Raw genomic sequence first — 22,780 nt, 5'->3', positions numbered from 1 at the left:
GACCCTGGTCCGCCCGTCAGCAGGCCGTCAGCGCAACTCCGCCCGAAACCCCGCCGGCGTCACATCCGTGTGCTGCTGGAAGAACTTGGAGAAGTTCGCCGCGTCGGGAAACCCAACTGCCGCCCCGACGCGGCCGATCGGCAGGTCCGTGTGGGCCAACAGCCGCTTCGCCTCCAGGACGACGCGCTTGTCGATGAAGCCCTTGGGGGTCTCGCCGGTCGCGGCGCGGACCGCGCGGACGAGGGTGCGGCGGGAGTAGCCGAGAGCGTCGGCGTAGGCGCTGACGCTGTGGTTGGTGGCGAAGCCCTTCTCGACGGCGTTCCGGAAGAGGGTGAACGTCGTGTCGGCCTGCCGGGCGGCGTCTGCCGCCGAGCTCGCCGCCAGGTGGGCCAGGCGCAGCAGGAACGCCGTCAGGGAGTGTCGTAGCACCGAGGTGTGGAGGCTCAGCGGGAGTGTCTCGGTGTCCTCGTACTCGCGCTGGAGCTGGCCCAGGGAGGCGCGCAGGGCGGCGAGGCGGGGCTCGTCGGGGTGCAGGACGGGTGGGAGGTCGTAGCGGTAGAGGCCGGTCGCCTCGACCGTGGCGCGCGGGAGGAAGCCGGGCTGCATGGTCAGGACGGTGCCCCGGTACTCGTCGAGGCGGGAGAAGCGGTGGACCTGGCCGGGGCGGACCCACAGGATGTCACCGGCGCTCACCTCGTACTCGGCGAAGTCGATCATGTGGCGGACCGGGCCACCGGAGAAGAGCATCACCACATGGAAGTCGATGCGGTGGACGCGGTGCAGGGGTGCGTCGGCGTGCCAGGTGTGGTCGGTGCCCATCGGGCCGACCTGCATGCCCACACCGCAGACACTCAGATCGACAGGGAAGGGAAACGTTCTGATCACGTCGCCGTCACCGCCGACGTCTTGGATAGTTCTGTCCGTCATGTCCTTCTCGTGCCGCCTCAGCGCTGATACCGGTGTCCCACTTTCACCACAGGCTGGCACACCGGCACCTTCCCTCGTAAAAGTCAGACTTTTAGATTTGAAGACGTCCGAGCAGTTCTGCCGCTCTTACCGAGGACTTCTTGAAGATGAACGCGCACACACCTGACAGCTTCGAGTGGACCGATCTCGATCGTCGAGCCGTCGACACCGCCCGTGTTCTGGCCGCTGACGCGGTGCAGAAGGTCGGCAACGGTCACCCGGGCACCGCGATGGCCCTGGCTCCCGCCGCGTACACGATCTTTCAGAAGGTGATGCGTCACGACCCCGCGGATCCCGAGTGGACCGGCCGCGACCGCTTCGTCCTCTCCCCCGGCCACACCTCGCTGACGCTGTACACGCAGCTGTACCTCGCCGGGTACGAGCTGGAGCTGGACGACCTGAAGGCGTTCCGGACGCACGGGTCGAAGACGCCTGGTCACCCCGAGTACGGGCATACGGCCGGTGTGGAGACCACGACAGGACCGCTCGGCCAGGGTGTCGCCAACGCGGTGGGCATGGCCATGGCCGCCCGCTACGAGCGCGGCCTGTTCGACCCCGAGGCACCCGAGGGCGAGTCGCCCTTCGACCACACGATCTGGGCGATCGTCTCCGACGGCGACCTGGAGGAGGGCATCTCCGCCGAGGCCTCCTCCCTGGCCGGCCACCAGAAGCTCGGCAACCTCGTCTTCGTCTACGACGACAACCACATCTCCATCGAGGGCGACACCGCGACCGCCTTCTCCGAGGACGTCCTGAAGCGGTACGAGGCCTACGGCTGGCACACCCAGCGCATCGAGCCCTCCGCCGACGGCGACATCGACCCGCACGCGCTGTACACGGCGCTGAAGACGGCGCAGGCCGAGACCGAGCGCCCCTCGATCATCGCGATGCGCACGATCATCGCCTGGCCCGCTCCAAACGCGCAGAACACCGAGGCCGCCCACGGCTCCGCGCTCGGAGCCGACGAGATCGCCGCCACCAAGCGCGTCCTCGGCTTCGACCCCGAGAAGTCCTTCGAGGTCGCCGACGAGGTCATCGCCCACAGCCGCAGGGCCCTGGACCGGGGCGCCGAGGCGCACTCCGCGTGGGACAAGCAGCTCGACAAGTGGCGCGGCGCCCAGCCCGAGCGCGCGAAGCTCTTCGACCGGGTCGTCGCCGGTCAGCTCCCCGAGGGCTGGGAGCAGTCGCTGCCGGTCTTCGAGGCGGGCTCCTCCGTCGCGACCCGTGCCGCCTCCGGCAAGGTGCTCCAGGCGCTTGGACCGGTCCTGCCCGAGCTGTGGGGCGGCTCCGCCGACCTGGCCGGCTCGAACAACACCACCATCGACAAGAACTCGTCCTTCCTCCCGGAGGGCAACCCGCTGCCGGAGGCCGACCCGTACGGCCGTACGATCCACTTCGGTATCCGCGAGCACTCGATGGCGGCCGAGATGAACGGCATCGCCCTGCACGGCAACACCCGTGTCTACGGCGGCACCTTCCTGGTGTTCTCCGACTACATGCGCAACGCCGTCCGCCTCTCCGCGCTGATGCAGCTCCCCGTGACGTACGTCTGGACCCACGACTCGATCGGTCTCGGCGAGGACGGCCCCACCCACCAGCCGGTCGAGCACCTCGCCTCGCTGCGCGCCATCCCGGGCCTGAACATCGTGCGTCCGGCCGACGCCAACGAGACCGCGATCGCCTGGGCCGAGATCCTCAAGCGGCACGCCACGAAGCCCGCCCCGCACGGCCTCGCGCTGACCCGCCAGGGTGTGCCGACCTACGCGCCCAACTCCGATGCGGCACGCGGCGGTTACGTCCTCAAGGACTCCTCCACCGGGACCCCGGACGTGGTGCTCATCGCGACCGGTTCCGAGGTCCACCTCGCCGTCGAGGCGCGGGAGCAACTGGAGGCCGAGGGTGTGGGCACCCGGGTGGTGTCGATGCCGTCCGTGGAGTGGTTCGAGGAGCAGTCGCGCGAGTACCGCGACAGCGTCCTTCCGCCGTCCGTGAAGGCCCGCGTTGCGGTCGAGGCCGGGATCGGTCTCACGTGGTACCGGTTCGTGGGTGACGCAGGACGCATCGTCTCCCTCGAACACTTCGGCGCCTCCGCCGATGCCAAGACCCTGTTCGCCGAGTTCGGTTTCACGGCCGAGAACGTCGCCGCAGCTGCCCGGGAATCCCTTGCCGCCGCGCGCGGTTGATCCGATCGCCAGAAAGAAGATGATCACAGTGACCGAAGTGACCGCCACCGCGGGAGCTCTCAAGCGCCTGTCCGACGAGGGCGTCTCCATCTGGCTGGACGACCTGTCGCGCAAGCGGATCGAGTCCGGCAACCTCGCCGAACTCGTCGACACCAGGAACGTCGTCGGTGTCACCACCAACCCCTCCATCTTCCAGGCCGCCATCGGCTCCGGCGAGGGCTACGAGGAGCAGCTCGCCGACCTGGCCGTGCGCAAGGTGACGGTCGAAGAGGCCGTACGGATGATGACCACCGCCGACGTCCGCGCCGCCGCCGACATCCTGCGCCCCGTCTGCGACGCGACCGGCGGCCGGGACGGCCGGGTGTCGATCGAGGTCGACCCGCGGCTCGCCCACAACACCGAGGCGACCATCGCCGAGGCCAAGCAGCTGGCCTGGCTGGTGGACCGTTCCAACGTGATGATCAAGATCCCGGCGACGAAGGCAGGTCTCCCGGCCATCACCGAGGTCATCGGCGAGGGCATCAGCGTCAACGTCACGCTGATCTTCTCCTTGGAGCGCTACCGCGAGGTCATGGACGCCTACCTGGCCGGCCTGGAGAAGGCGCGCGCCGCGGGCATCGACCTGGCGACCATCCACTCCGTGGCCTCGTTCTTCGTCTCCCGCGTCGACTCCGAGATCGACAAGCGCCTGACCGCGCTCGGCACGGACGTGGCCCTCGCCCTCAAGGGCAAGGCGGCGCTCGCCAACGCGCGGCTCGCCTACGAGGCCTACGAAGAGGTCTTCTCCGGTGACCGTTGGACCGTTCTCGCGGGCTCGAAGGCCAACAAGCAGCGCCCCCTGTGGGCCTCGACCGGTGTGAAGGACCCGTCGTACAAGGACACCCTGTACGTCGACGAGCTGGTCGCGCCCGGCACGGTCAACACCATGCCGGAGGCGACGCTGAACGCCACCGCCGACCACGGCGACATCCACGGCGACACGGTGACCGGCGGCTACGCGCAGGCCCGCGCCGACCTGGACGCCGTAGAACGACTGGGGATCTCGTACGACGTCGTCGTCAAGCAGCTGGAGGACGAAGGCGTCGCCAAGTTCGAGGTGGCCTGGCAGGACCTGCTGGACGCCGTCGCGAAGTCGCTGAGCAGCAAGGGGGTCGACGGGGAATGAACGAGGAGCTTCCCGAGACGAAAGCGGCCGAGGAGGCCGCGCAGGAGCTGACAGTCGAGGAAATCACCGACGCGCCGGCCACCGACTGGGACAACCCGCTGCGCGACCCGCGCGACCGCCGGCTCCCCAGGATCGCGGGCCCGTCCGGGCTGGTCATCTTCGGTGTCACCGGTGACCTGTCCCGCAAGAAGCTGATGCCGGCCGTGTACGACCTGGCCAACCGCGGCATGCTGCCGCCGGGCTTCTCGCTCGTCGGGTTCGCCCGGCGGGACTGGGAGGACCAGGACTTCGCGCAGGTGGTGCACGACTCGGTGCGCGAGCACTCCCGGACCGAGTTCCGCGAGGAGGTCTGGCAGCAGCTCGCCGAGGGCATGCGGTTCATTCCGGGCGACTTCGACGACGACACCGCGTTCAAGCAACTGCGCGCGGCGGTCGACGAGTTGGACGGGTCCCGCGGGACCAGCGGCAACTACGCGTTCTATCTGTCCGTACCGCCGAAGTTCTTCCCGAAGGTCGTCCAGCAGCTGAAGAAGCACGGCCTGGCGACGGCCGGCGAGGGCTCCTGGCGGCGCGCGGTCATCGAGAAGCCGTTCGGCCGCGACCTGAAGAGCGCGCGCGAGCTGAACGAGATCGTGCACGAGGTGTTCGACCCGGACCAGGTGTTCCGCATCGACCACTACCTCGGCAAGGAGACCGTCCAGAACATCCTGGCGCTGCGCTTCGCCAACCAGATGTACGAGCCCATCTGGAACCGGTCCTACGTCGACCACATCCAGATCACGATGGCCGAGGACATCGGCATCGGCGGGCGCGCCGGGTACTACGACGGCATCGGCTCGGCCCGTGACGTCATCCAGAACCACCTCCTGCAGCTGATGGCGCTCACCGCCATGGAGGAGCCGATCGCCTTCGACGAGGAGGCGCTGCTCACCGAGAAGCTCAAGGTGCTGAAGTCGGTACGGCTGCCCGAGAAGCTGGGCGAGCACACGGTGTTCGGGCAGTACGCGGAGGGCTGGCAGGGCGGCGAGAAGGTCGTCGGCTACCTCCAGGAGGACGGCATCGACCCGCAGTCGAAGACCGACACCTACGCGGCCGTCAAGCTGGAGGTCGACAACCGCCGCTGGGCGGGCGTCCCCTTCTACCTGCGCACCGGCAAGCGGCTCGGGCGGCGCGTGACGGAGATCGCGGTCGTCTTCAAGCGCGCCCCGCACTCCCCCTTCGACTCCAGCGCCACCGAGGAGCTGGGCCAGAACGCGATCGTCATCCGCGTCCAGCCCGACGAGGGCATGACGGTCCGGTTCGGCTCCAAGGTTCCGGGCACCTCGATGGAGATCCGGGACGTGTCCATGGACTTCGCCTACGGCGAGTCGTTCACGGAGTCGAGCCCGGAGGCGTACGAGCGGCTCATCCTGGATGTGCTGCTCGGCGACGCCAACCTGTTCCCGCGCCACCAGGAAGTGGAAGAGTCCTGGAAGATCCTCGACCCGATCGAGGAGTACTGGGCGCAGAACGGCAAGCCCGCGCAGTACTCCTCGGGCAGTTGGGGTCCCGAGGAGGCGGACGAGATGCTCGCACGAGACGGACGGAGCTGGCGCAGGCCATGAAGATCGACCTGAGCGACACCACGGCAAGCAAGATCAACAAGGCGCTGGTGCAGGGTCGCCGCGACATCGGCACCCCTGCCGTGGGCATGGTCCTGACGATGGTCATCGTCACGGACGAGGAGAACGCCTACGACTCGATCAAGGCGGCCGAGGAGGCCTCGCACGAGCACCCCTCGCGCACCCTGGTCGTCATCAAGCGGCATGCCCGCACCCCGCGCGACCGCACCAACTCGCACCTCGACGCCGAGGTCCGGGTGGGCGCCGACGCCGGCACCGGCGAGACGGTCGTGCTGCGGACCTACGGCGAGGTGTCCGACCACGCCGACTCCGTGGTGCTGCCGCTGCTGCTGCCGGACGCGCCGGTCGTCGTCTGGTGGCCGGGGGACGCGCCCGAGGTCCCGTCGAAGGACCCGCTGGGTGCCCTCGCGCAGCGCCGGATCACCGACCTGTACGCGGCGGCGAACCCGCTGGAGGCGCTGGACACCCGGGCCCGTTCCTACGCGCCCGGCGACACCGACCTCGCCTGGACCCGGCTGACGCCGTGGCGCTCGATGCTGGCGGCGGCCCTCGACCAGGCCAAGTCCAAGATCACCTCTGGTGCCGTGGAGAGCGAGGCCGACAACCCGGCCGCCGAGCTGCTGGCCCGCTGGCTGGAGGCCCGCCTCAAGGTGAAGATCGACCGCGTGGTCACCGCTGGACCGGTCATCACGGCCGTGCGCCTGGGCACGGGCGCCGGTGAGGTCGTCATCGACCGTCCCGAGGGCCCGCTGGCCACGCTGTCCCTGCCCGGACAGCCGTCCCGCACCCTCGCGCTGAAGGTCCGCACGACCTCCGAACTGATCGCCGAGGAGCTGCGGCGCCTCGACGCCGACGAGATGTACGCCATCGCCCTCCGGGCCGAGGGCACCAAGGAGACCCCCTCTCATGTCTGACTCCCCCAAGCTCACCCGGCGACCGGAGTGGGCCGCGCTGGAGGACCACCGCGCGGATCAACTGCGGCCGCAGTTGCGTGAGTTGTTCGCGGCGGACCCGGGGCGCGCGGAGCGGTACGTCGTCACCGTCGGCGACCTGCGCATCGACTACTCCAAGCATCTGATCACGGACGAGACCCTCGCCCTGCTCCAGGAACTGGCCACCGCCACCGGCGTGTTCGGCCTCCGGGATGCGATGTTCCGGGGCGAGAAGATCAACGTCACCGAGGACCGCGCGGTCCTGCACACCGCGCTGCGCGCCCCGCGTGACGCGGTGATCGAGGTCGACGGTGAGAACGTCGTGCCCCAAGTCCACGCCGTGCTCGACAAGATGGCCGGCTTCGCGGACCGCGTCCGCTCCGGCGAGTGGACCGGCCACACCGGCAAGCGCATCAAGAACGTCGTCAACATCGGCATCGGCGGCTCGGACCTCGGTCCGGCCATGGCGTACGAGGCGCTCCGCGCGTTCACCGACCGCTCGTTGACGGTCCGCTTCGTGTCGAACGTGGACGGCGCCGACCTCCACGAGGCCACCCGCGACCTGGACCCGGCCGAGACGCTGTTCATCGTCGCGTCCAAGACGTTCACGACGATCGAGACGATCACCAACGCAACGTCCGCCCGGACGTGGCTCCTTGAGGGGCTCGGCGGTGACGACAAGGGAGTCGCCAAGCACTTCGTGGCGCTGTCGACGAACGCCGGGAAGGTGTCGGACTTCGGCATCGACACGGACAACATGTTCGAGTTCTGGGACTGGGTAGGCGGCCGCTACTCCTACGACTCGGCCATCGGCCTCTCCCTGATGATCGCCATCGGCCCGGACCGCTTCCGCGAGATGCTCGACGGCTTCCACCTCGTCGACGAGCACTTCCGCACCGCGCCCGCCGAGTCCAACGCCCCTCTCCTCCTTGGCCTGTTGGGCGTCTGGTACGGCAACTTCCACGACGCCCAGTCGCACGCCGTGCTGCCGTACAGCCACTACCTCTCCAAGTTCACCGCCTACTTGCAGCAGCTGGACATGGAGTCCAACGGCAAGTCCGTGGACCGGGACGGGAATCCGGTGGAGTGGCAGACCGGCCCGGTGGTGTGGGGCACGCCCGGCACGAACGGGCAGCACGCCTACTACCAACTCATCCACCAGGGCACGAAGTTGATCCCGGCGGACTTCATCGGCTTCGTCAACCCGATCGGCGAACTGAGCGAAGGCCTCAAGAAGCAGCACGACCTTCTGATGGCCAACTTCTTCGCGCAGACACAGGCGTTGGCCTTCGGCAAGACACCGGACGAGGTACGCGCGGAGGGTGTGCCCGAGGAGCTGGTGCCGCACAAGACGTTCAAGGGCAACCATCCCACGACCACGATCCTGGCCCGCGAGCTGACCCCGTCGGTGCTCGGGCAGTTGATCGCGCTCTACGAGCACAAGGTGTTCGTGCAGGGCGCGGTCTGGAACATCGACTCCTTCGACCAGTGGGGCGTGGAGTTGGGCAAGGTCCTCGCCAAGCGCGTCGAACCCGCCCTGACCGAGGGCGCCGACGTGCCCGGCCTCGACTCCTCCACCGCCGCTCTCGTGGCCACCTACCGGACGCTCCGCAATTCCCAGGAAGTGAACTGACATGCAGCTCGGACTGATCGGCCTCGGCAAGATGGGCGGCAACATGCGCGAGCGCATCCGCCGCGCGGGCCACACCGTCATCGGCTACGACCGCAACCCCGAAGTGACCGACGTCGATAGCCTCGCCGAACTGGTCGACAAGCTCGAAGCCCCGCGCACGGTATGGGTGATGGTCCCGGCCGGTGCCCCGACCCAGTCGGTCGTCGACGAGCTGGGCGAGCTGCTCCAGCCCGGCGACGTCATCGTGGACGGCGGCAACTCCCGCTGGACGGACGACGAGAAGCACGCCGAGGAGCTGGGCGCCAAGGGAATCGGCTTCGTCGACGCGGGCGTGTCCGGTGGTGTGTGGGGCCTGAAGAACGGCTACGCGCTGATGGTCGGCGGCGACGCCGAGAACATCGCGAAGGTGCAGCCGATCTTCGATGCCCTCAAGCCCGAGGGCGAGTTCGGCTTCGTCCACGCCGGCAAGGTGGGCGCCGGCCACTTCTCGAAGATGGTTCACAACGGCATCGAGTACGCCATGATGCAGGCGTACGCCGAGGGTTGGGAGCTGCTGGAGAAGGTCCACTCCGTCACGGACGTGCGGGAGGTGTTCCGCTCCTGGCAGGAGGGCACCGTCATCCGCTCGTGGCTGCTGGACCTCGCGGTCAACGCCCTTGACAGCGATGAGCACTTGGACAAGCTGCGCGGTTTCGCTGAGGACTCCGGCGAGGGCCGGTGGACCGTCGAGGCGGCCATCGACAACGCGGTGCCGCTCCCCGCGATCACGGCCTCCCTCTTCGCGCGGTTCGCCTCGCGTCAGGACGACTCGCCGCAGATGAAGATGGTCGCGGCGCTGCGCAACCAGTTCGGCGGCCACGCCGTCGAGTCCAAGTAGGCGCGCCGTGGGGGATCTTCTGCTGGTCCGCCACGGCGAGACGGAGTGGAGCGTGTCGGGCCAGCACACCAGCTGGACCGACCTGCCCCTCACCCAGCACGGCGAGGAACAGGCCAAGTCCCTCGCTCCGCTCCTCTCGGACCGGACCTTCGCATCCGCACTGACCAGCCCGCTCGGCCGCGCGATACGCACCGCCGAACTCGCGGGCATCACCGGGGCCGTACCCGACCCCGATCTGCACGAGTGGGACTACGGCGCCTACGAGGGCGTCACCACCGTCGACATCCACCGCACCCGCCCCGACTGGTACTTGTGGACCGACGGGGTGCCGCCGGGGCCGGCCGGACACCCCGGCGAGTCCCCTGACGAGATCAGCGCCCGGGCCGACCGGGTCCTGAAGCGGGTGGACACCGCGCTCGTGGACGGTGACGTGATCCTCGTGGCCCACGCCCACTTCCTGCGCGTGCTCACCGCCCGCCGACTGGGACTTACGGCGGCGGACGGCCGCCTGTTCCAACTGGCCACCGGCACGGTCAGCCGCCTGTCCACCGAGCACGACCGCCCGGTGATCGCGGAGTGGAACACCCGACCGTAACGACGCAACTCCCCGGCCCGGACCGTACGTTGACGTGCGGTCCGGGCCGTTGCCGTCCCCTGTGCCCGTGGCCTCCGCCCGGCTAGAGTCCCGCTTGATGGAGATCAACGATCTGACACCGGCCGAGGAACAGGTGTGGCGGGCCTTCCCGTTGGGCGAGTCCGTGGACTTCCGCACGGCGGAGGACGAGGACGTCGCCCTCGGCGGCGACTGGGGGCCCGAACGGACCGTGCGCGCCGAGGTGTTGCGGGCCCTGCTGCTCAACGGGCCGCAGGAAGCAGGGGAGATAGCGTCGCTGAGTCTGGCGGGCGCCCGGATCACCGGCAGGCTCGATCTGCAGTACGCGACGATCGACCACCCGGTCCGCTTGCGGTACTGCCACTTCGACGACGTGCCCCGCTTCTACGCCTGCCGACTACGCGAACTCAACTTCGGCGACTCGGTGTTGCCCGGCCTCACCGCCCATGCGATGCGGGTGGACGGCGTGCTGCGGATGACGCGGTCCCGGTTCCGCGGAGTGGTACGGCTGGCCGGGGCGAAGATCTCCGGAAGCCTGTTCATGGAGGGCGCGGAGATCATCGCTCCGGACGCCGAGGAGCCGGTGCTCCAGCTCAACCAGGCGGCCGTCGGCGACGACCTCCGAGCCGTCGGCCTGCGCACCCAGGGGCAGATACGGCTCAGCGGCGCGAGCGTCGCCGGGTCGGTCGACCTCAACACGGCGCACCTCTCCAATCCCGGGGGCTCCGCGGTCGACGCCGAGATCCTCGCCGTGGAGGGCAACGTCCTCGTCCGGGAGGCCCACGTGGAGGGCTGGGTGGGCCTGCGCGGCGCCCGGATCGCGGGTCGGCTGGACCTGTCGCACACCACCCTGTCGAATCCCGGCAACCCCGCACTGCTGGCGAGCAGTTCCACCATGGGGGAACTCTGGCTGCGCGAGAGCCCGCCCATGCAGGGGCGACTCGTGCTGCGCAGTGCGCAGATCGACGTCCTGTGGCTGGAGCCGACGGTGCTGCCGGACCAGGTCTCCCTCACCAGCTTCGCCTACACCTCGCTCGTCCCGCACGAGCCCGCCGACCGCCGGCTGACCATGCTGGAGCGCGACGGCGACGGCTATGTCCCGCACGCCTACGAGGAGTTGGCCGCCGCGTATCGCCGCGTCGGCGACGACTACGCCGCTCGCAACGTCCAACTGGCCAAGCAGCGCCGCCTGCGCGGCACCCTCCGGTGGTACTACCGGATCTGGGGCTACGTCCAGGACGCCACCGTCGGCTACGGCTTCCGCCCGCTGCGCGCCTGTGCCTGGCTGCTGTCGCTGCTGGCGATCGGCTCCCTCGCCTACGGCCTGCACCAGCCGCACGCCCTCAAGGCGTCCGAGGCCCCGCATTTCAACCCGGTGTTCTACACGCTCGACCTGCTGCTCCCGGTGATCTCCTTCGGCCAGGAGGAGGCGTTCGCGCCGGAGGGCTGGTACCAGTACCTCTCCTACGCCCTGATCATCACCGGCTGGATCCTCGCCACCACGGTCGTCACCGGCGTGACCCGGTCCGTCAGCCGCCAGTGAGCCGCTTCGCCGTGTGCTGGGCGGCCAGGCGCACCGGCGCGTTCTGGGCGCCATAACCGCGGTAGCCCGGCTCGCGCTGGACCAGTTCGAAGAAGACCCGCCCGACCGTCCGGGTGTAGCAGTGCCGGAACTCGCCGCCCGCGTCCCGGTCGTAGAGGATGCCGAGGTCCTGGTACGTCTCCAACTCGCCCTCGGGGAAGGTGAATCGGGCCGCTAGGTCGTCGTAGTAGTTCGCGGGCATGCGGAGCAGTCGGCCGCCGGACTCGCGGAAGCGGCGGGCCGCGGCGACCACGTCCTCGGTGGCGAGGGCGATGTGCTGGGCGTGGGCGCCGTCCTCGCTCGGTGCCGCGCCGACGCTCAGGGCGATACGGACGCTGCCGTCGGGGGTGGTGACGGCGCGGCTGCGCAGCAGGCCATAGGGGTCGGCTACGTCGACGCTCTCCTGGGCGTGGAGCCCAAGGACGCTGCGATGAAAGAGGGTTGCCTCGTCGAAGTGGTGCCAGGGCTGGGTGAGGGCGAGGTGGTCGATGCGCTGGACGCCTGTCCCTGCGGGCAGTCGACCGGTGGTGTCGGTGAAGTCGGCCCGCCAGCCGGGGAGTTCTGGGGTGGCCTGGGCGCAGAAGAAGAGTTCCGTGCCGTCCGGTGCGGCCACGGCGTCGAGTTGGGCGTCACCGGGTGCGCGGCGGCGGGGCAGGACCGGCGCGAGGAGGGCCTCGGCGCGGCGGGCGGCGCCCTGCGGGTCGGGGGACTCCAGGCCGATCGCCGCGAGGGCGGTGCCGTCCCGTCGTAGGGCGGGGCCGGTGTTGACCAGGATGCGGGCCTCGCCCTGCTGCCACAGGTCCACCGGTTTGCCGTGGTGGCGGGCCGTGCGGGCGAAGCCGAGGGCGCCGAGGAGGGCCGAGACGGGTTCCGCGTCGGGGGTGACGAGTTCGGCGAAGGCGATGCCCGTGGGGACAACGGGAGTTGGGGGCTCCAGTACGCCGACCGTCTCCTGGAGGACCAGCAGCGAGCGTTGGGCGTCGACCGCTGTCGGGCCCGCTTCCGCTTGCCGGAACACGTCGTTGAAGATCTCCAGCGAGAGCGGGCCGTCGTAGCCGGCGGTCAGGACGTGCCGTACGAGTCCGGCGACGTCGAAGCCGCCCTGGCCGGGGAAGCAGCGGTAGTGGCGGCTCCACTGCAGGACGTCCATCGCGAGCAGCGGGGCGTCGGCGAGCTGGAGGAAGAAGATCTTCTCGCCGGGGATGTCCTCGATGCCCTTGGGATCGGAGCCCCGGGACAGGATGTGGAAGCTGTCGAGGCAGGTGCCGAGTGCCGGGTGGCCGGCCGCCTCGACGATGCGCCAGGCGTGGTCGTACGTGCTGACGTGCCGTCCCCAGGCGAGCGCCTCATAAGCGACGCGGACGTCGAACTCCTGGGCCAGGTCGGCCAGTTGGCTGAGCTGGGCGGCGGCGAGCGCGTCGTCGTCCTCGGCGAGCGGGGAGACGTTGGAGCAGACGAGGACGGTGTCGGTGCCGAGCCTGCGCATCAGCTCGAACTTGTGGCGGGCGCGGCGCAGATTGCGGGCGAACTCGGCCTCGGGCACGGCCTCGATGTCCCGCATCGGCTGGTAGAGGTCGATGGTCAGGCCGAGGTCGGCGCACCGGGCGCGGATCTCCTCGGGCGTGAGCGGGCTGGCGAGCAGGTCGTTCTCGAAGATCTCGACGCCGTCGAAGCCGGCCCGGGAGGCGGCGGTGAGTTTCTCGGTGAGAGAGCCGCTGAGGGAGACGGTGGCGATGGACGTGCGCATCGGGGTACCTCTCAAGTTCGCTGCGGGCACGGCTATTTGGGTGCGGGCACGGCGCCGGCCAACTCGGCGATGTCCGCGAGCATGCGGGCGCTGTCGGGTTCCCGGCCGGTGAACAGGCGGAACGCGTCCGCCGCCTGGAAGACCGCCATGCCGCCGCCGTCGAGGGTGGCGCAGCCCAACGCGCGGGCGGTACTCAGCAGTTGGGTCTCCAGCGGACGGTAGACCACCTCGGCGACCCACAGCCCGGAGTGCAACAGGCGTGGGGGGAAGGGAAGTCCGGGGTGGGCGGCCATCCCGGTGGGCGTGGCGTGGACGATGCCGTCGGCTGCGGCGAGCAGGCCGGGCAGTCGGTCCGGAGTGGCGCCGGCCGCGCGGCCCGGGCCGAAGTGGCGGTTCAGGGAGTCGGCGAGGGCGGTCGATCGTTCCGGCAGCGCGTCGACGACGGTGACGCGCTCGGCGCCGAGGGTGAGCGTGGCGTGCGCGACGGCCGCGCCCGCGCCGCCCGCGCCGAGCTGGACGACGCGTTCCATGGGCGCGTCGGGCAGTCCGCGGGCGAAGGAGGCGGCGAAGCCGGTGACGTCCGTGTTGTGGCCGATCGCGCGGCCGTCCGCCTCGAACACGACGGTGTTGACCGCGCCCAGCGCCTCGGCCTGCGGGGCGAGCCCGTCGAGGTGCTCGATGACGAGCTGCTTGCACGGGTGGGTGATGTTGAGCCCGTCGAAGCCCAGGCCACGGGCGGCGCGCAGCAGATCGCCCACCGCTTCCGGGCCGACGCCGAGCACGTCGATGTCGATGAGCCGGTACAGATAGCGCAGCCCCTGCCGGTCGGCCTCGCGTTCATGCAGGGCGGGGCTGAGGGAGGGACCGATGCCGGAACCGATCAGCCCGACGAGATACGAGTCGACGAGAGACGGGTCCTTGAAGACGTCGGCCACGGTGGCCCTCCTGAGCGGCTCACTAATGTACGAACTAGTACGTTAGCTATATCAGGATCGCGGACCCACCGGAAGACCCCGACCGAGAACCCGACCGCTCACCGCCGGCCCCTCCTTCTACAATCGGCCGCACACCGCGCGCACGCCCGAAGGAAGCCAAGGAACCCGATGACCAGCGTCGAAGAACCGGCACGACCGAACGGGCGCATCCGTGACGCGGCCCGCACCAAGGCCGAGATCCTCGACGTGGCCACCCACGAGTTCGCCCGGGCCGGCTACGACGGCGCCCGCGTCGACGAGATCGCCGCCCGCACCCGCACCACCAAGCGGATGATCTACTACTACTTCGGCGGCAAGGAACAGCTCTTCACGGCCGTCCTGGAACGGTCCTACGGCGTGATCCGCGAGGCCGAACGAGGCCTGGACGTCGAGCACCTGGACCCGGTCGCGGCCATCCGCCGGCTCGCGGAGCTGACCTTCGACCACCACGAGCAGCACCCCGAATTCATCCGTCTCGTGTCCATCGAGAACATCCACGGCGCCGAGCACATCGCCGCCTCCGAGAAGCTCGGGAAGATCGGTTCGCCCGCTCTCGACGTGATCCGGCGCATCCTGGAGGCGGGGCAGAAGTCCGGCCTGTTCACGGCCGATGTGGACGCCGTCGACCTGCACGCGATGATCAGTTCCTTCTGCTTCTTCCGGGTCGCCAACCGGCACACCTTCGGCGCCCTGTTCGGCCGCGACCTGGTGGCACCGGCCCGGCGCGAGCACTACCGGACCATGCTGGGCGACATGGTGATCGCCTATCTGACGGCGGAGCGGGCCGCGGACTGAGCCGCGAGATCCTTCGGTACGACCCCTTGACACCCGGGAAACGTGAGCGCAGCATCCGTAGCCAACCGCTACTAACTACCCAGTGGGTTAATTAGCCGGGCAGCACCCGGCACGGCCGTCCCGTCACCCCAGGGATCCGGCACATCTCCCCCGCCGCTCACTCCGCCTACGGTGGAGTTCCCCCGAAGGAGCAAGCCGTGTCCGTCCCCGCCAAAGCCGTCGGGCAACCGAAAAAGGCCGCCACCGCCGCCTGGATCGGCAGCGCCCTGGAGTACTACGACTTCTTCATCTACGGCAGTGCCGCCGCACTGATCTTCCCCAAGGTCTTCTTCGACGACTCGGACCCGGCGACGGCGACTCTGCTCTCCCTCGCGACCTTCGGTGTCGCCTACGCGGCCCGGCCGGTCGGCGCGCTGTTCCTCGGGCACTTCGGTGACCGGGTCGGCCGTAAGAAGATCATGATCTTCACGCTGCTGCTGATGGGCCTGTCGACGTTCCTCATCGGCTGTCTGCCCACGCGGGGCCAGGTCGGCACGCTCGCCCCGGTACTGCTCGTGCTGTGCCGGGTCCTGCAGGGCATCTCGGCGGCGGGCGAGCAGGCCAGCGCCAGTTCCATGACGCTGGAGCACGCACCGGCGAGCCGACGTGGCTTCTTCACCAGTTTCACGCTGGGCGGCACCCAGGGCGGCCAGCTCATCGCGACGCTCGTGTTCCTCGCCGTGGCCCAACTCCCGGACAAGCAGCTGCTGTCGTGGGGTTGGCGCGTTCCATTCTGGGCGAGCGTACTGGTCGCGGTGGCCGGCTACTTCATCCGCCGCAACCTCCAGGAGACCCCGGCCTTCGCCGAACAGGCGGCGACCGAGGGTGTCGTGAAACTGCCGCTCGTGGTGCTGCTGCGCGAGCACTGGGCGGATGTCCTGCGGGTGATCGGGGGCGCGCTCATCGCCTCCGTCTCCACGATCTTCACGGTGTGGGCGTTGGCCTACGCCACCAGCGACTCCGTCGGCATGTCCCGCTCGTCGATGCTGTGGGTGGGCGCGCTCGCCAACCTCGTCGCGCTCGCCGCGATCCCCCTGTGGGCGACGCTCTCCGACCGCATCGGCCGACGTCCCGTCTACCTGATCGGCGCGATCGGCAGCGCGATCACGATGTTCCTCTACCTGTGGGCGATCTCGACAGGCTCCTACGCGCTCACCCTGATCCTCGGCATCGTCGCCTTCGGCGTCGTCTACAGCGCCGCGAACGGCGTGTGGCCCTCCTTCTACGGCGAGATGTTCTCGACCCGGGTCCGGCTGTCCGGCATGGCCATCGGCACCCAGATCGGCTTCGCCGTGGCCGGGTTCGCGGTCACGTTCGCCGCGCAGATCGCGGGTCCGGACGGCACGGACTGGTCCTCGGTGGCGCTGTTCACGGCGGCACTGTGCGTCCCGCCGGTGATCGCCGCGCTCACGGCCCGCGAGACCCACACGGTCCCGACGGAGCTGCTCGGCACCCGCTCCCCCCGGGAGGTGTCACAGCCGGAGACGGTGACGGCCTGACCGTCGCTCCCCAGCCACCGCACCCCCGGGCTCCCTTGCCCGGGGGTTTCGGTTTCGGGGCCGTCCGGACAGGTCCGACCTCTCCCCGCACACGGACACCCCGTTGACAGATGACGTTTCGCGCAAGAACATCGGCCGGAACGAGCAGAAAAGAACAGCGCCGCTACCGCCGAGGGAGGGTCTCCGCGTGCCCCGGCCGATTTCAGGGGCGGCCGGTGCACGCGGGCCCGGGGCTGACTATCGTTGCCCGATCACACGTGCGAAAGGTGGTCGAGGGGCGTGGCGGGGGCCGAGGAGTGGATACGGGTGCCGGTCGGCGACGACGCCGGGCGGTGGGCGACGCGGGGGCACAGCCGCAAGGTGCTGTTCGTCGTCCACAACGTGACCTCCGCGACCCGGCTGCTCGATGTACTCCCGTTGTTCCACGACGACTTCCGGGTGCAGTTGCTGGTGACGTGCACCGGGTCGTCCGCGTTTCGGGCGGGGGTCGCGGAGTTGCTGGCGGAAACGGGGGTGCCGGTGGTGCCCTGGGATCAGGCCGTTCAGACTCCGGTCGATTTGGCGGTGTCGGCGAGCTTCGGTGGTCAACTCGGGGCATTTTCAGGCGTATTGGCCGTGTTGTCACACGGTGTCGGATACACTAAGAGGCTGGGGACACCCAACACCCAACACCCAACACCCAACACCCAACACCCGGCAGCGAGGCGGCGGAAGCGACGGCTCCGGTTTTCGGGTTGTCGCGGGAGTGGTTGCTCGACGAAAGCGGGCGACCCGTCGCGGACGCGTTGGCGCTGTCGCACCCCGAGCAGTTGGAGCGGTTGCAGGCCGTCTGCCCCGAGGCCGCGTCCACGGGTGTACTGGCCGGTGATCCCTGCTGGGACCGCATGCTCGCGGCCCGCCCGTACCGGGAACGCTACCGGCGGGTCCTCGGTGTCGGACGCGGACAGCGACTGGTGGTGCTCAACTCCACCTGGAACCCGGAATCCCTGTTCGGCGACGACATACTGCCCTCCCTGCTCCCCCGTCTGACCTCCGAACTCCCCGTCGACGAGTACCGTATCGCCACCGTCCTGCACCCCAACATCTGGCACGGCCACGGCCCCGGCCAGATCCGCGCCTGGCTCGACCGCGCCCGCCGCGCCGGCCTCACCCTCGTCGACCCCCTGCACGGCTGGCGCCAGGCGCTGCTCGCCGCCGACGCCGTCATCGGCGACCACGGCTCGGTCACCTACTACGCCGCCGCACTCGGCACCCCGGTCCTCCTCGGCGCCGCACCCCTCGCGGGCCTCGCGCCGGATGCCCCGGTGCACGCCTTCGTCCGTACGGCACCCCGCCTGGACCCCGCACTCCCGCTGCGCCCCCAACTGTCCCAACTCATCGCCGGACACAGCCCGTTGCCGGACCCCGCCGCCTTCACCAGCTCCGTACCGGGCGAATCGGCGACCCACCTCCGACACCTCTTCTACGGCATGATCGGCATCCCCGAACCGGACGCGCCCGCGCTGCTCGAACCGCTCCCGCTCCCGCCGTTCGAACCCGCGGCGCACACGGTCCCGCTGCAGGTGCTGACGAGGTTGTTGGGCTCGGGCGAGGTCTCGGTCGTCCGGTACGCGGGCCCGCACCCGGCGCCCGACGGCACGGGCGAGACACACATGGCGGTGCACGAGGACACCCGTGAGCAGTCCCAACTCTCCCTGGCCGACGTGGTGTTCCGGTACGGCGCGGCCGACGATCCGCGCTTCGGGTCACCCGCGCTCTGGACGACGGAGACACTCGCCCGGCACCCGCAGTGCGCCCTGGCCGCATACATCACCGGCCCCGGCACCTGCACGGTCCGCACCTCGGACGACACCCTGTTGCACCTGCGCGCCGAGCCGGGCGCGGACGCCGATCCGGCGGCCTGCGCCTCGGCCCTGTACGCCTGGCTCGCGTCCGGCAAGTCCCTGCACGAGGTCGTCACCCAGGGGCTGACCGTGCACACGGGAGGGGCCGTGCACCGGGTGCGGGTCGTTCGCGACTAGTAGTGCTTCGTTACCTCGGGTGATCTCGCCTGGTGGTGGGTATTCCTTTGGTGTGAAGTTGGGGGGAGTCGAGCGGCTCCGGGGTGAGTTGTCGGAGTTCGTTGGCGATGTGTTCGGGTCGTTGCCGCGGCGGGATCAGCGGCGGTGGGGCGAGTGTTATCTGCGGGGGCTGATGCTGGACGGCCGGCGCAAGTCGATCCAGCCGATGGCCGATCGGTTGCCGGACGGGAACATGCAGGCCCTGCAGCAGTTCGTGAACCAGTCGCCGTGGGATCCGCTGCCGGTCCGGCGACGGATTGCCCAACTGTTGTCCGAAGTGCTCACGCCGGAAGTGTGGGTGATCGACGATGTGTCGTTTCCCAAGTGCGGCACAGCGTCGGCGGGAGTGGCACGCCAGTACTGCGGGGCGCTCGGGAAGCGGGCGAACTGCCAGGTCGCGGTCAGTGTCCATGCCGCGACCGACACCGCCTCCTGCCCGCTCCAGTGGCAGTTGTATCTGCCCCGGGAATGGACGGACGAGCCGGACCGCTGCCGCAGGGCCGGAATCCCGGACAGCGTGGGCCATCAGGAGAAGTGGCGCCTGGCGCTCGGTCTGCTCGACACGCTCGCCGAGTGGGAGCTGAAGGCCCCGGTCGTGGTCGCCGACGCCGGCTACGGCACCAGCACCCCCTTCCGCTTCGCCCTGGAGGAACGGGAACTGTCCTACGTGCTGGCACTGACCGGGAAGGAAATCGCCCACCCGGAGGATGCCGAGCCGCACCAGCCTGCTTATGGCGGGCTCGGACCGCCGACCCTGCCGCGCTACCGAACCCCGCCACAGGCCCTGTCCCTCCACGCGGTCCAGACCCCGCTCGCCCATTTCACCGAGGTGACCTGGCGGCAGGGCAGTAAGGGGCCGATGACCTCGGCGTTCACCGTTCTGTCGGTGCGGCCTGCGGGCAAGCAGTCCCTGGCCTCCGCCCAGCAGGCAGGCGGAGGCCACTACCAGTGGGACGGCGTCCTGCCCGCGCGCACGGTGCTTGTGGAATGGCCCGCAGGCCAGGCGGATCCGACCGGTTACTGGATATCGAACCTGCCCGCCACCACACCCGTCGAGGATCTGGTGCGGTGGGCGAAGATGCGCTGGCGGATCGAGCACGACTACCGCGAGCTCAAGCACGGCCTCGGGCTGGACCACTTCGAGGGCCGCACCTGGCGCGGCTGGCACCACCACGTCACCCTCGTCACCGCCGCCCAGGCCTTCCTCACCCTCCGGCGGCTCAACCCAAAAGCCCACACGCCGGCCTGACCCTCTACCAGGTCCTCGACGCTCTCCAGGACCTGCTGAGGTGCTGGACCGGCACCTGCACCACCTGCGGCCGACCCTTCACCCCACGCAGAACCAGAACCTAACGAAGCACTACTAGGCCTCGCACCGTTCGCGCAGGCCGCGCAGATACTCCAGGTGCTGTTCGGCGTTCTCGTCGCGGAGGGCGGCGGTCGCCTCGTCGATCAAGGCGCGGGCGGCCGTGAACTCGTCGTTGTTCAGGCGGGTTTCGGCGAGGTCGGTGAGGGTGCGGGCCGTGTTGTAGGCCTCGCCGGCGGCGCGGAAGAAGGCCAGGGCGCGGTCCAGGCGCTCGACGGCCTCAGTGTGGCGGCCCAGTCCGCGCAGGGCCCGGCCGCGGTGGCGTTCCAACAGGGCGCGGGCGCGCGGCAGATCGGCGGCGCCCTCGTCGGCGGGACCGATGCCATGGAGGATGCGGTACGCCTCGTCGAAGGCGGCGTACGCCTCGTCGAAGCGCCACTGGCGCAGCCGGAGCAGGCCGAGGAACTCGACGGCGGAGGCCTGGCCGCGCACATGTCCTCCCGCCCGTTCGTCCCGTGCCGCCGCGAGCGCCTCGGGTTCCGCCTCGTCCCAGCGCCGCAACTCCATGAGGCTGTGGGCGAGTTGGGCGTGCAGGGCACCGGCGATACGGGTGCCGGGGAAGTGGGAGTCCGCCGTACGGACCCCCGACTGCAGGGCGGGGAGCAGTATGTCGTGGTGGCCCGCCTTGAGTTGGAGCGGCCACAGGGCCTGGCCCAGCAGGACGACGGTGTCCCAGTCGCCGAACTCCTCGGCGGCGTGCACCGCTTGGACCAGGTTGGAGGTCTCGGCGGCCAGCGCGGCGACGCCCGCGCCCCGGTTCTCGTACGACAGCGGTGTGGGCGTGGACGGAACGCGCCAGCTCTCGGGCAACGCGGCCTGAGCCGCGGCGAGTGCGAGCTGCAGATAGCCCTCGACGGTGCGGGACACGGCGGCGGAGCACGCGGCGATGCCGTCCACGGCGGCGGCCGTGCGGGCGGCGTGCGCGCGGACGGCGGGCCGGTAGCGGTAACGGCCGTCGTCCGTGGGCTCGATGAGCAGGGCGCCGGCCAACTCGTCGAGGAGCCGGGCGGCTTCGGCCTCGTCGGTATCGGCGGCGCGGGCGGCCGCGGCGGCATCGAGGGCGGGCCAGTCGTACAGGCCGGTCAGGCGGTAGAGGCGGGCGGCGTCCGGAGCCAGCAGGCGGTACGAGTCCTCGACGGCGGAACTCACCGGGTCGTACTCGGACCCGGGTGTCTCCGGCGGTAGGGGCAGCTCGGTCAGCCGGGGTGCGGCGGCGCGCAGCGCGTAGGGCGAACCGGCGCAGCGGTCCAGTACGGCGGGCAGGCTCGCGCGGGCGGCGCTGACCGCGGGTTTGCCGACCAGCTCGGTGAGCAGCCGTTTCGCGTCCCGGCGACCGAGTGGTCCGACCGGGATCCGCAGGGCGTCTAGGCCGATGAGCGGATTCCGTGCCACGACGAGGGTGACCACATCCGGCGCCGGTGCCAGCAGCGGCTGCACCTGGGCGGCGGAGCGCGCGTGATCGAGCACCACGAGAACGCGGCGGTCGGTCAGGGAGCGCCGGAACAGGGCGGCCCGGTCGGCGATCGAGGGCGGTATGTCCTCGTCGGGCAGGCCGAGTTGGCGCAACAGCGTGGCCAGGACCGGTTCGGGGCCGAGCGCGCGCAGGTCGGCGTAGAGCTGCCCGTCGGGGAAGCGGGCCACCTGTCGTGCGCCCCAGTGGAACGCGAGGGTGCTGGTGCCGATGCCCTCGGGACCGTGGAGGAGCGCCAGCCGTGGACGGCCGTCGAAGGCGCGGGTCGCCTCCTTGTCCAGGAGTTTCAGGGCGTCCTGACGGTCCGTGAAGGAACGGGGTGCCGACGGGAGGCAGTGGCGTCCCGGCCCGGTGACGGGCTCCGATCCGCGCACCCCTCGCGCGAACCGGGCCCAGGCGAGGGCGAGTTCGGGGTCGCTGTGGACACGGTCGTGGACCATGCGTGCGATCACGTTCACCTCGTCGGGGGTGGCGGGTGCCGTCACCTCGCGTCCGGCGAGGCGACGGACCATTCCGCCGGCCGACTCCCAGGCCAACTTGCCTGCCTCACTGGCCATCCCGGAGCCGACGGCCCCGAACACCGCACCGATGGCGCTCGTGGACAGCAGATCCATCACCTCGTGCACTCCCCCGTCGTCCGCTCACCGCACAGCGGATCAACCTTAGCGCCGGTGAAGGATGGTGACGATGGGTCACCTCTGTCCGTGACGGATCAACCCCGGTTCGCCCGCGCCGGAATCCCGTACGCCCGCTCCACCCGCAACCGCAGCACCAGCCGCCGGTCCCGCACCATAGCCGCCCGGTAGTCGTCCCAGTCAGGATGCTCGCCGAGGACATCGCGGTAGACCCGGATGAGTTCCTCGACCGTGTCGTCGTGCGGGTCGGCGGCGACCGGGGTGAGGTCGGCCGTGCCCTCGGCGACCGTGAAGGCCCAGCGGTCGGCGCTGGTCACGTGGTAGGAGGCCCGGGGGTCCCGGCGCAGGTTGCGGGTCTTGGCGCGGTCGTCGGTGATCGACACACGGATGATCCGCTCGTCGGGGTAGTAGGCGTGGCTGACGTTCGACAGCTGGGGCCGGCCGTCCTTCTTGAGGGTGACCAGTACCCCGCCGTGGCCCTCGGAGAGCAACTGGAGCAGTGCGTCCTGCGTCGCGTCGTGAGTCATGCATTGCTCAACCGTGTGAAGCAGGTCACGCATTCCCCGAGCCGTGAACCAGCCAGTAGACACTGTCTACGGAACATTGGTAGACAGTGTCTAT

At 70.0% G+C, this 22,780-nt stretch carries 18 protein-coding genes; 12 read left to right on the top strand and 6 right to left on the bottom strand.

What is annotated here, in order from left to right; translation table 11 throughout:
• Positions 1–27: 27 nt before the first annotated feature.
• Positions 28–927, bottom strand: coding sequence for a helix-turn-helix domain-containing protein (locus tag ACGFY9_RS25425; protein ID WP_393757710.1), 900 nt, complete (start codon positions 925–927; stop codon positions 28–30).
• 146 nt (positions 928–1,073) lie between these two features.
• Between ACGFY9_RS25425 and tkt the strand changes: the two genes are divergently transcribed.
• The 8 genes from tkt (at position 1,074) to ACGFY9_RS25385 (ending at position 11,534) form a co-directional block, all read left to right on the top strand.
• On the top strand, positions 1,074–3,149 hold the full coding sequence (gene tkt, locus ACGFY9_RS25420) for a transketolase (RefSeq protein ID WP_393757708.1): 2,076 nt from the start codon (positions 1,074–1,076) through the stop codon (positions 3,147–3,149).
• Positions 3,150–3,168: 19 nt separating this feature from the next.
• Positions 3,169–4,314 (top strand): transaldolase, encoded by a 1,146-nt coding sequence (gene tal, locus ACGFY9_RS25415; RefSeq protein WP_393757706.1) that lies wholly within the window; start codon positions 3,169–3,171, stop codon positions 4,312–4,314.
• Entirely contained in the window at positions 4,311–5,918 is a 1,608-nt protein-coding gene (zwf, locus tag ACGFY9_RS25410; protein ID WP_393757704.1) for a glucose-6-phosphate dehydrogenase, read from the top strand. The genes tal and zwf overlap by 4 nt, the downstream gene beginning before the upstream one ends.
• The gene (opcA, locus tag ACGFY9_RS25405) at positions 5,915–6,850 is read left to right on the top strand and encodes a glucose-6-phosphate dehydrogenase assembly protein OpcA (protein WP_393757702.1); all 936 of its coding nucleotides are present in this window, start codon (positions 5,915–5,917) and stop codon (positions 6,848–6,850) included. Before zwf ends, opcA begins: the two co-directional genes overlap by 4 nt.
• Positions 6,843–8,501 carry a glucose-6-phosphate isomerase gene (pgi, locus tag ACGFY9_RS25400; protein WP_393757700.1) on the top strand — a complete coding sequence of 553 codons (1,659 nt, stop codon included), beginning with the start codon at positions 6,843–6,845 and terminating at the stop codon, positions 8,499–8,501. The genes opcA and pgi overlap by 8 nt, the downstream gene beginning before the upstream one ends.
• 1 nt (position 8,502) lies before the next feature.
• Positions 8,503–9,378 carry a phosphogluconate dehydrogenase (NAD(+)-dependent, decarboxylating) gene (gene gnd / locus ACGFY9_RS25395; RefSeq protein ID WP_393757698.1) on the top strand — a complete coding sequence of 292 codons (876 nt, stop codon included), beginning with the start codon at positions 8,503–8,505 and terminating at the stop codon, positions 9,376–9,378.
• Between the two features lie 7 nt (positions 9,379–9,385).
• Positions 9,386–9,973, top strand: a complete 588-nt coding sequence (locus tag ACGFY9_RS25390; protein WP_393757696.1) for a histidine phosphatase family protein — start codon at positions 9,386–9,388, stop codon at positions 9,971–9,973.
• Between the two features lie 97 nt (positions 9,974–10,070).
• On the top strand, positions 10,071–11,534 hold the full coding sequence (locus ACGFY9_RS25385; RefSeq protein ID WP_393757695.1) for a membrane-associated oxidoreductase: 1,464 nt from the start codon (positions 10,071–10,073) through the stop codon (positions 11,532–11,534).
• Here the strand turns inward: ACGFY9_RS25385 and ACGFY9_RS25380 are convergent.
• Together ACGFY9_RS25380 and ACGFY9_RS25375 are read right to left on the bottom strand one after the other, a co-directional pair.
• Positions 11,521–13,320, bottom strand: coding sequence for a bifunctional sugar phosphate isomerase/epimerase/4-hydroxyphenylpyruvate dioxygenase family protein (locus tag ACGFY9_RS25380; protein ID WP_393757693.1), 1,800 nt, complete (start codon positions 13,318–13,320; stop codon positions 11,521–11,523). The two genes, ACGFY9_RS25385 and ACGFY9_RS25380, sit on opposite strands and share 14 nt — an antisense overlap.
• Positions 13,321–13,352: 32 nt before the next feature.
• On the bottom strand, positions 13,353–14,255 hold the full coding sequence (locus tag ACGFY9_RS25375; protein ID WP_393757691.1) for a shikimate dehydrogenase: 903 nt from the start codon (positions 14,253–14,255) through the stop codon (positions 13,353–13,355).
• 168 nt (positions 14,256–14,423) lie between these two features.
• On the opposite strand from ACGFY9_RS25375, the gene ACGFY9_RS25370 reads away from it, so the two are divergent.
• Entirely contained in the window at positions 14,424–15,089 is a 666-nt protein-coding gene (locus ACGFY9_RS25370) for a TetR/AcrR family transcriptional regulator (protein ID WP_393757689.1), read from the top strand.
• Between the two features lie 197 nt (positions 15,090–15,286).
• On the top strand, positions 15,287–16,627 hold the full coding sequence (locus ACGFY9_RS25365) for an MFS transporter (protein WP_393757687.1): 1,341 nt from the start codon (positions 15,287–15,289) through the stop codon (positions 16,625–16,627).
• Positions 16,628–16,878: 251 nt separating this feature from the next.
• Here ACGFY9_RS25365 and ACGFY9_RS25360 read toward each other — a convergent pair whose 3' ends face one another.
• Complete coding sequence (locus ACGFY9_RS25360) at positions 16,879–17,088, bottom strand: hypothetical protein (protein WP_393757685.1); 210 nt, start codon at positions 17,086–17,088, stop codon at positions 16,879–16,881.
• A gap of 288 nt (positions 17,089–17,376) precedes the next feature.
• On the opposite strand from ACGFY9_RS25360, the gene ACGFY9_RS25355 reads away from it, so the two are divergent.
• Both ACGFY9_RS25355 and ACGFY9_RS25350 read left to right on the top strand, forming a co-directional pair.
• Positions 17,377–18,648 (top strand): hypothetical protein, encoded by a 1,272-nt coding sequence (locus ACGFY9_RS25355; RefSeq protein ID WP_393757683.1) that lies wholly within the window; start codon positions 17,377–17,379, stop codon positions 18,646–18,648.
• A gap of 52 nt (positions 18,649–18,700) precedes the next feature.
• Positions 18,701–19,936: an IS701 family transposase gene (locus ACGFY9_RS25350; protein ID WP_393757681.1), complete on the top strand. Its 1,236-nt coding sequence runs from the start codon at positions 18,701–18,703 to the stop codon at positions 19,934–19,936.
• 114 nt (positions 19,937–20,050) lie between these two features.
• Here ACGFY9_RS25350 and ACGFY9_RS25345 read toward each other — a convergent pair whose 3' ends face one another.
• Both ACGFY9_RS25345 and ACGFY9_RS25340 read right to left on the bottom strand, forming a co-directional pair.
• Complete coding sequence (locus ACGFY9_RS25345) at positions 20,051–22,138, bottom strand: tetratricopeptide repeat protein (protein ID WP_393757680.1); 2,088 nt, start codon at positions 22,136–22,138, stop codon at positions 20,051–20,053.
• A gap of 98 nt (positions 22,139–22,236) precedes the next feature.
• Positions 22,237–22,686: a PPOX class F420-dependent oxidoreductase gene (locus ACGFY9_RS25340; RefSeq protein WP_393757678.1), complete on the bottom strand. Its 450-nt coding sequence runs from the start codon at positions 22,684–22,686 to the stop codon at positions 22,237–22,239.
• Positions 22,687–22,780: the final 94 nt, after the last annotated feature.

Origin of the sequence: Streptomyces sp. NPDC048504, from assembly GCF_043200035.1 — a bacterium.
Classification (GTDB): domain Bacteria; phylum Actinomycetota; class Actinomycetes; order Streptomycetales; family Streptomycetaceae; genus Streptomyces.
This window is presented reverse-complemented; position numbering and strand designations above follow the sequence as displayed.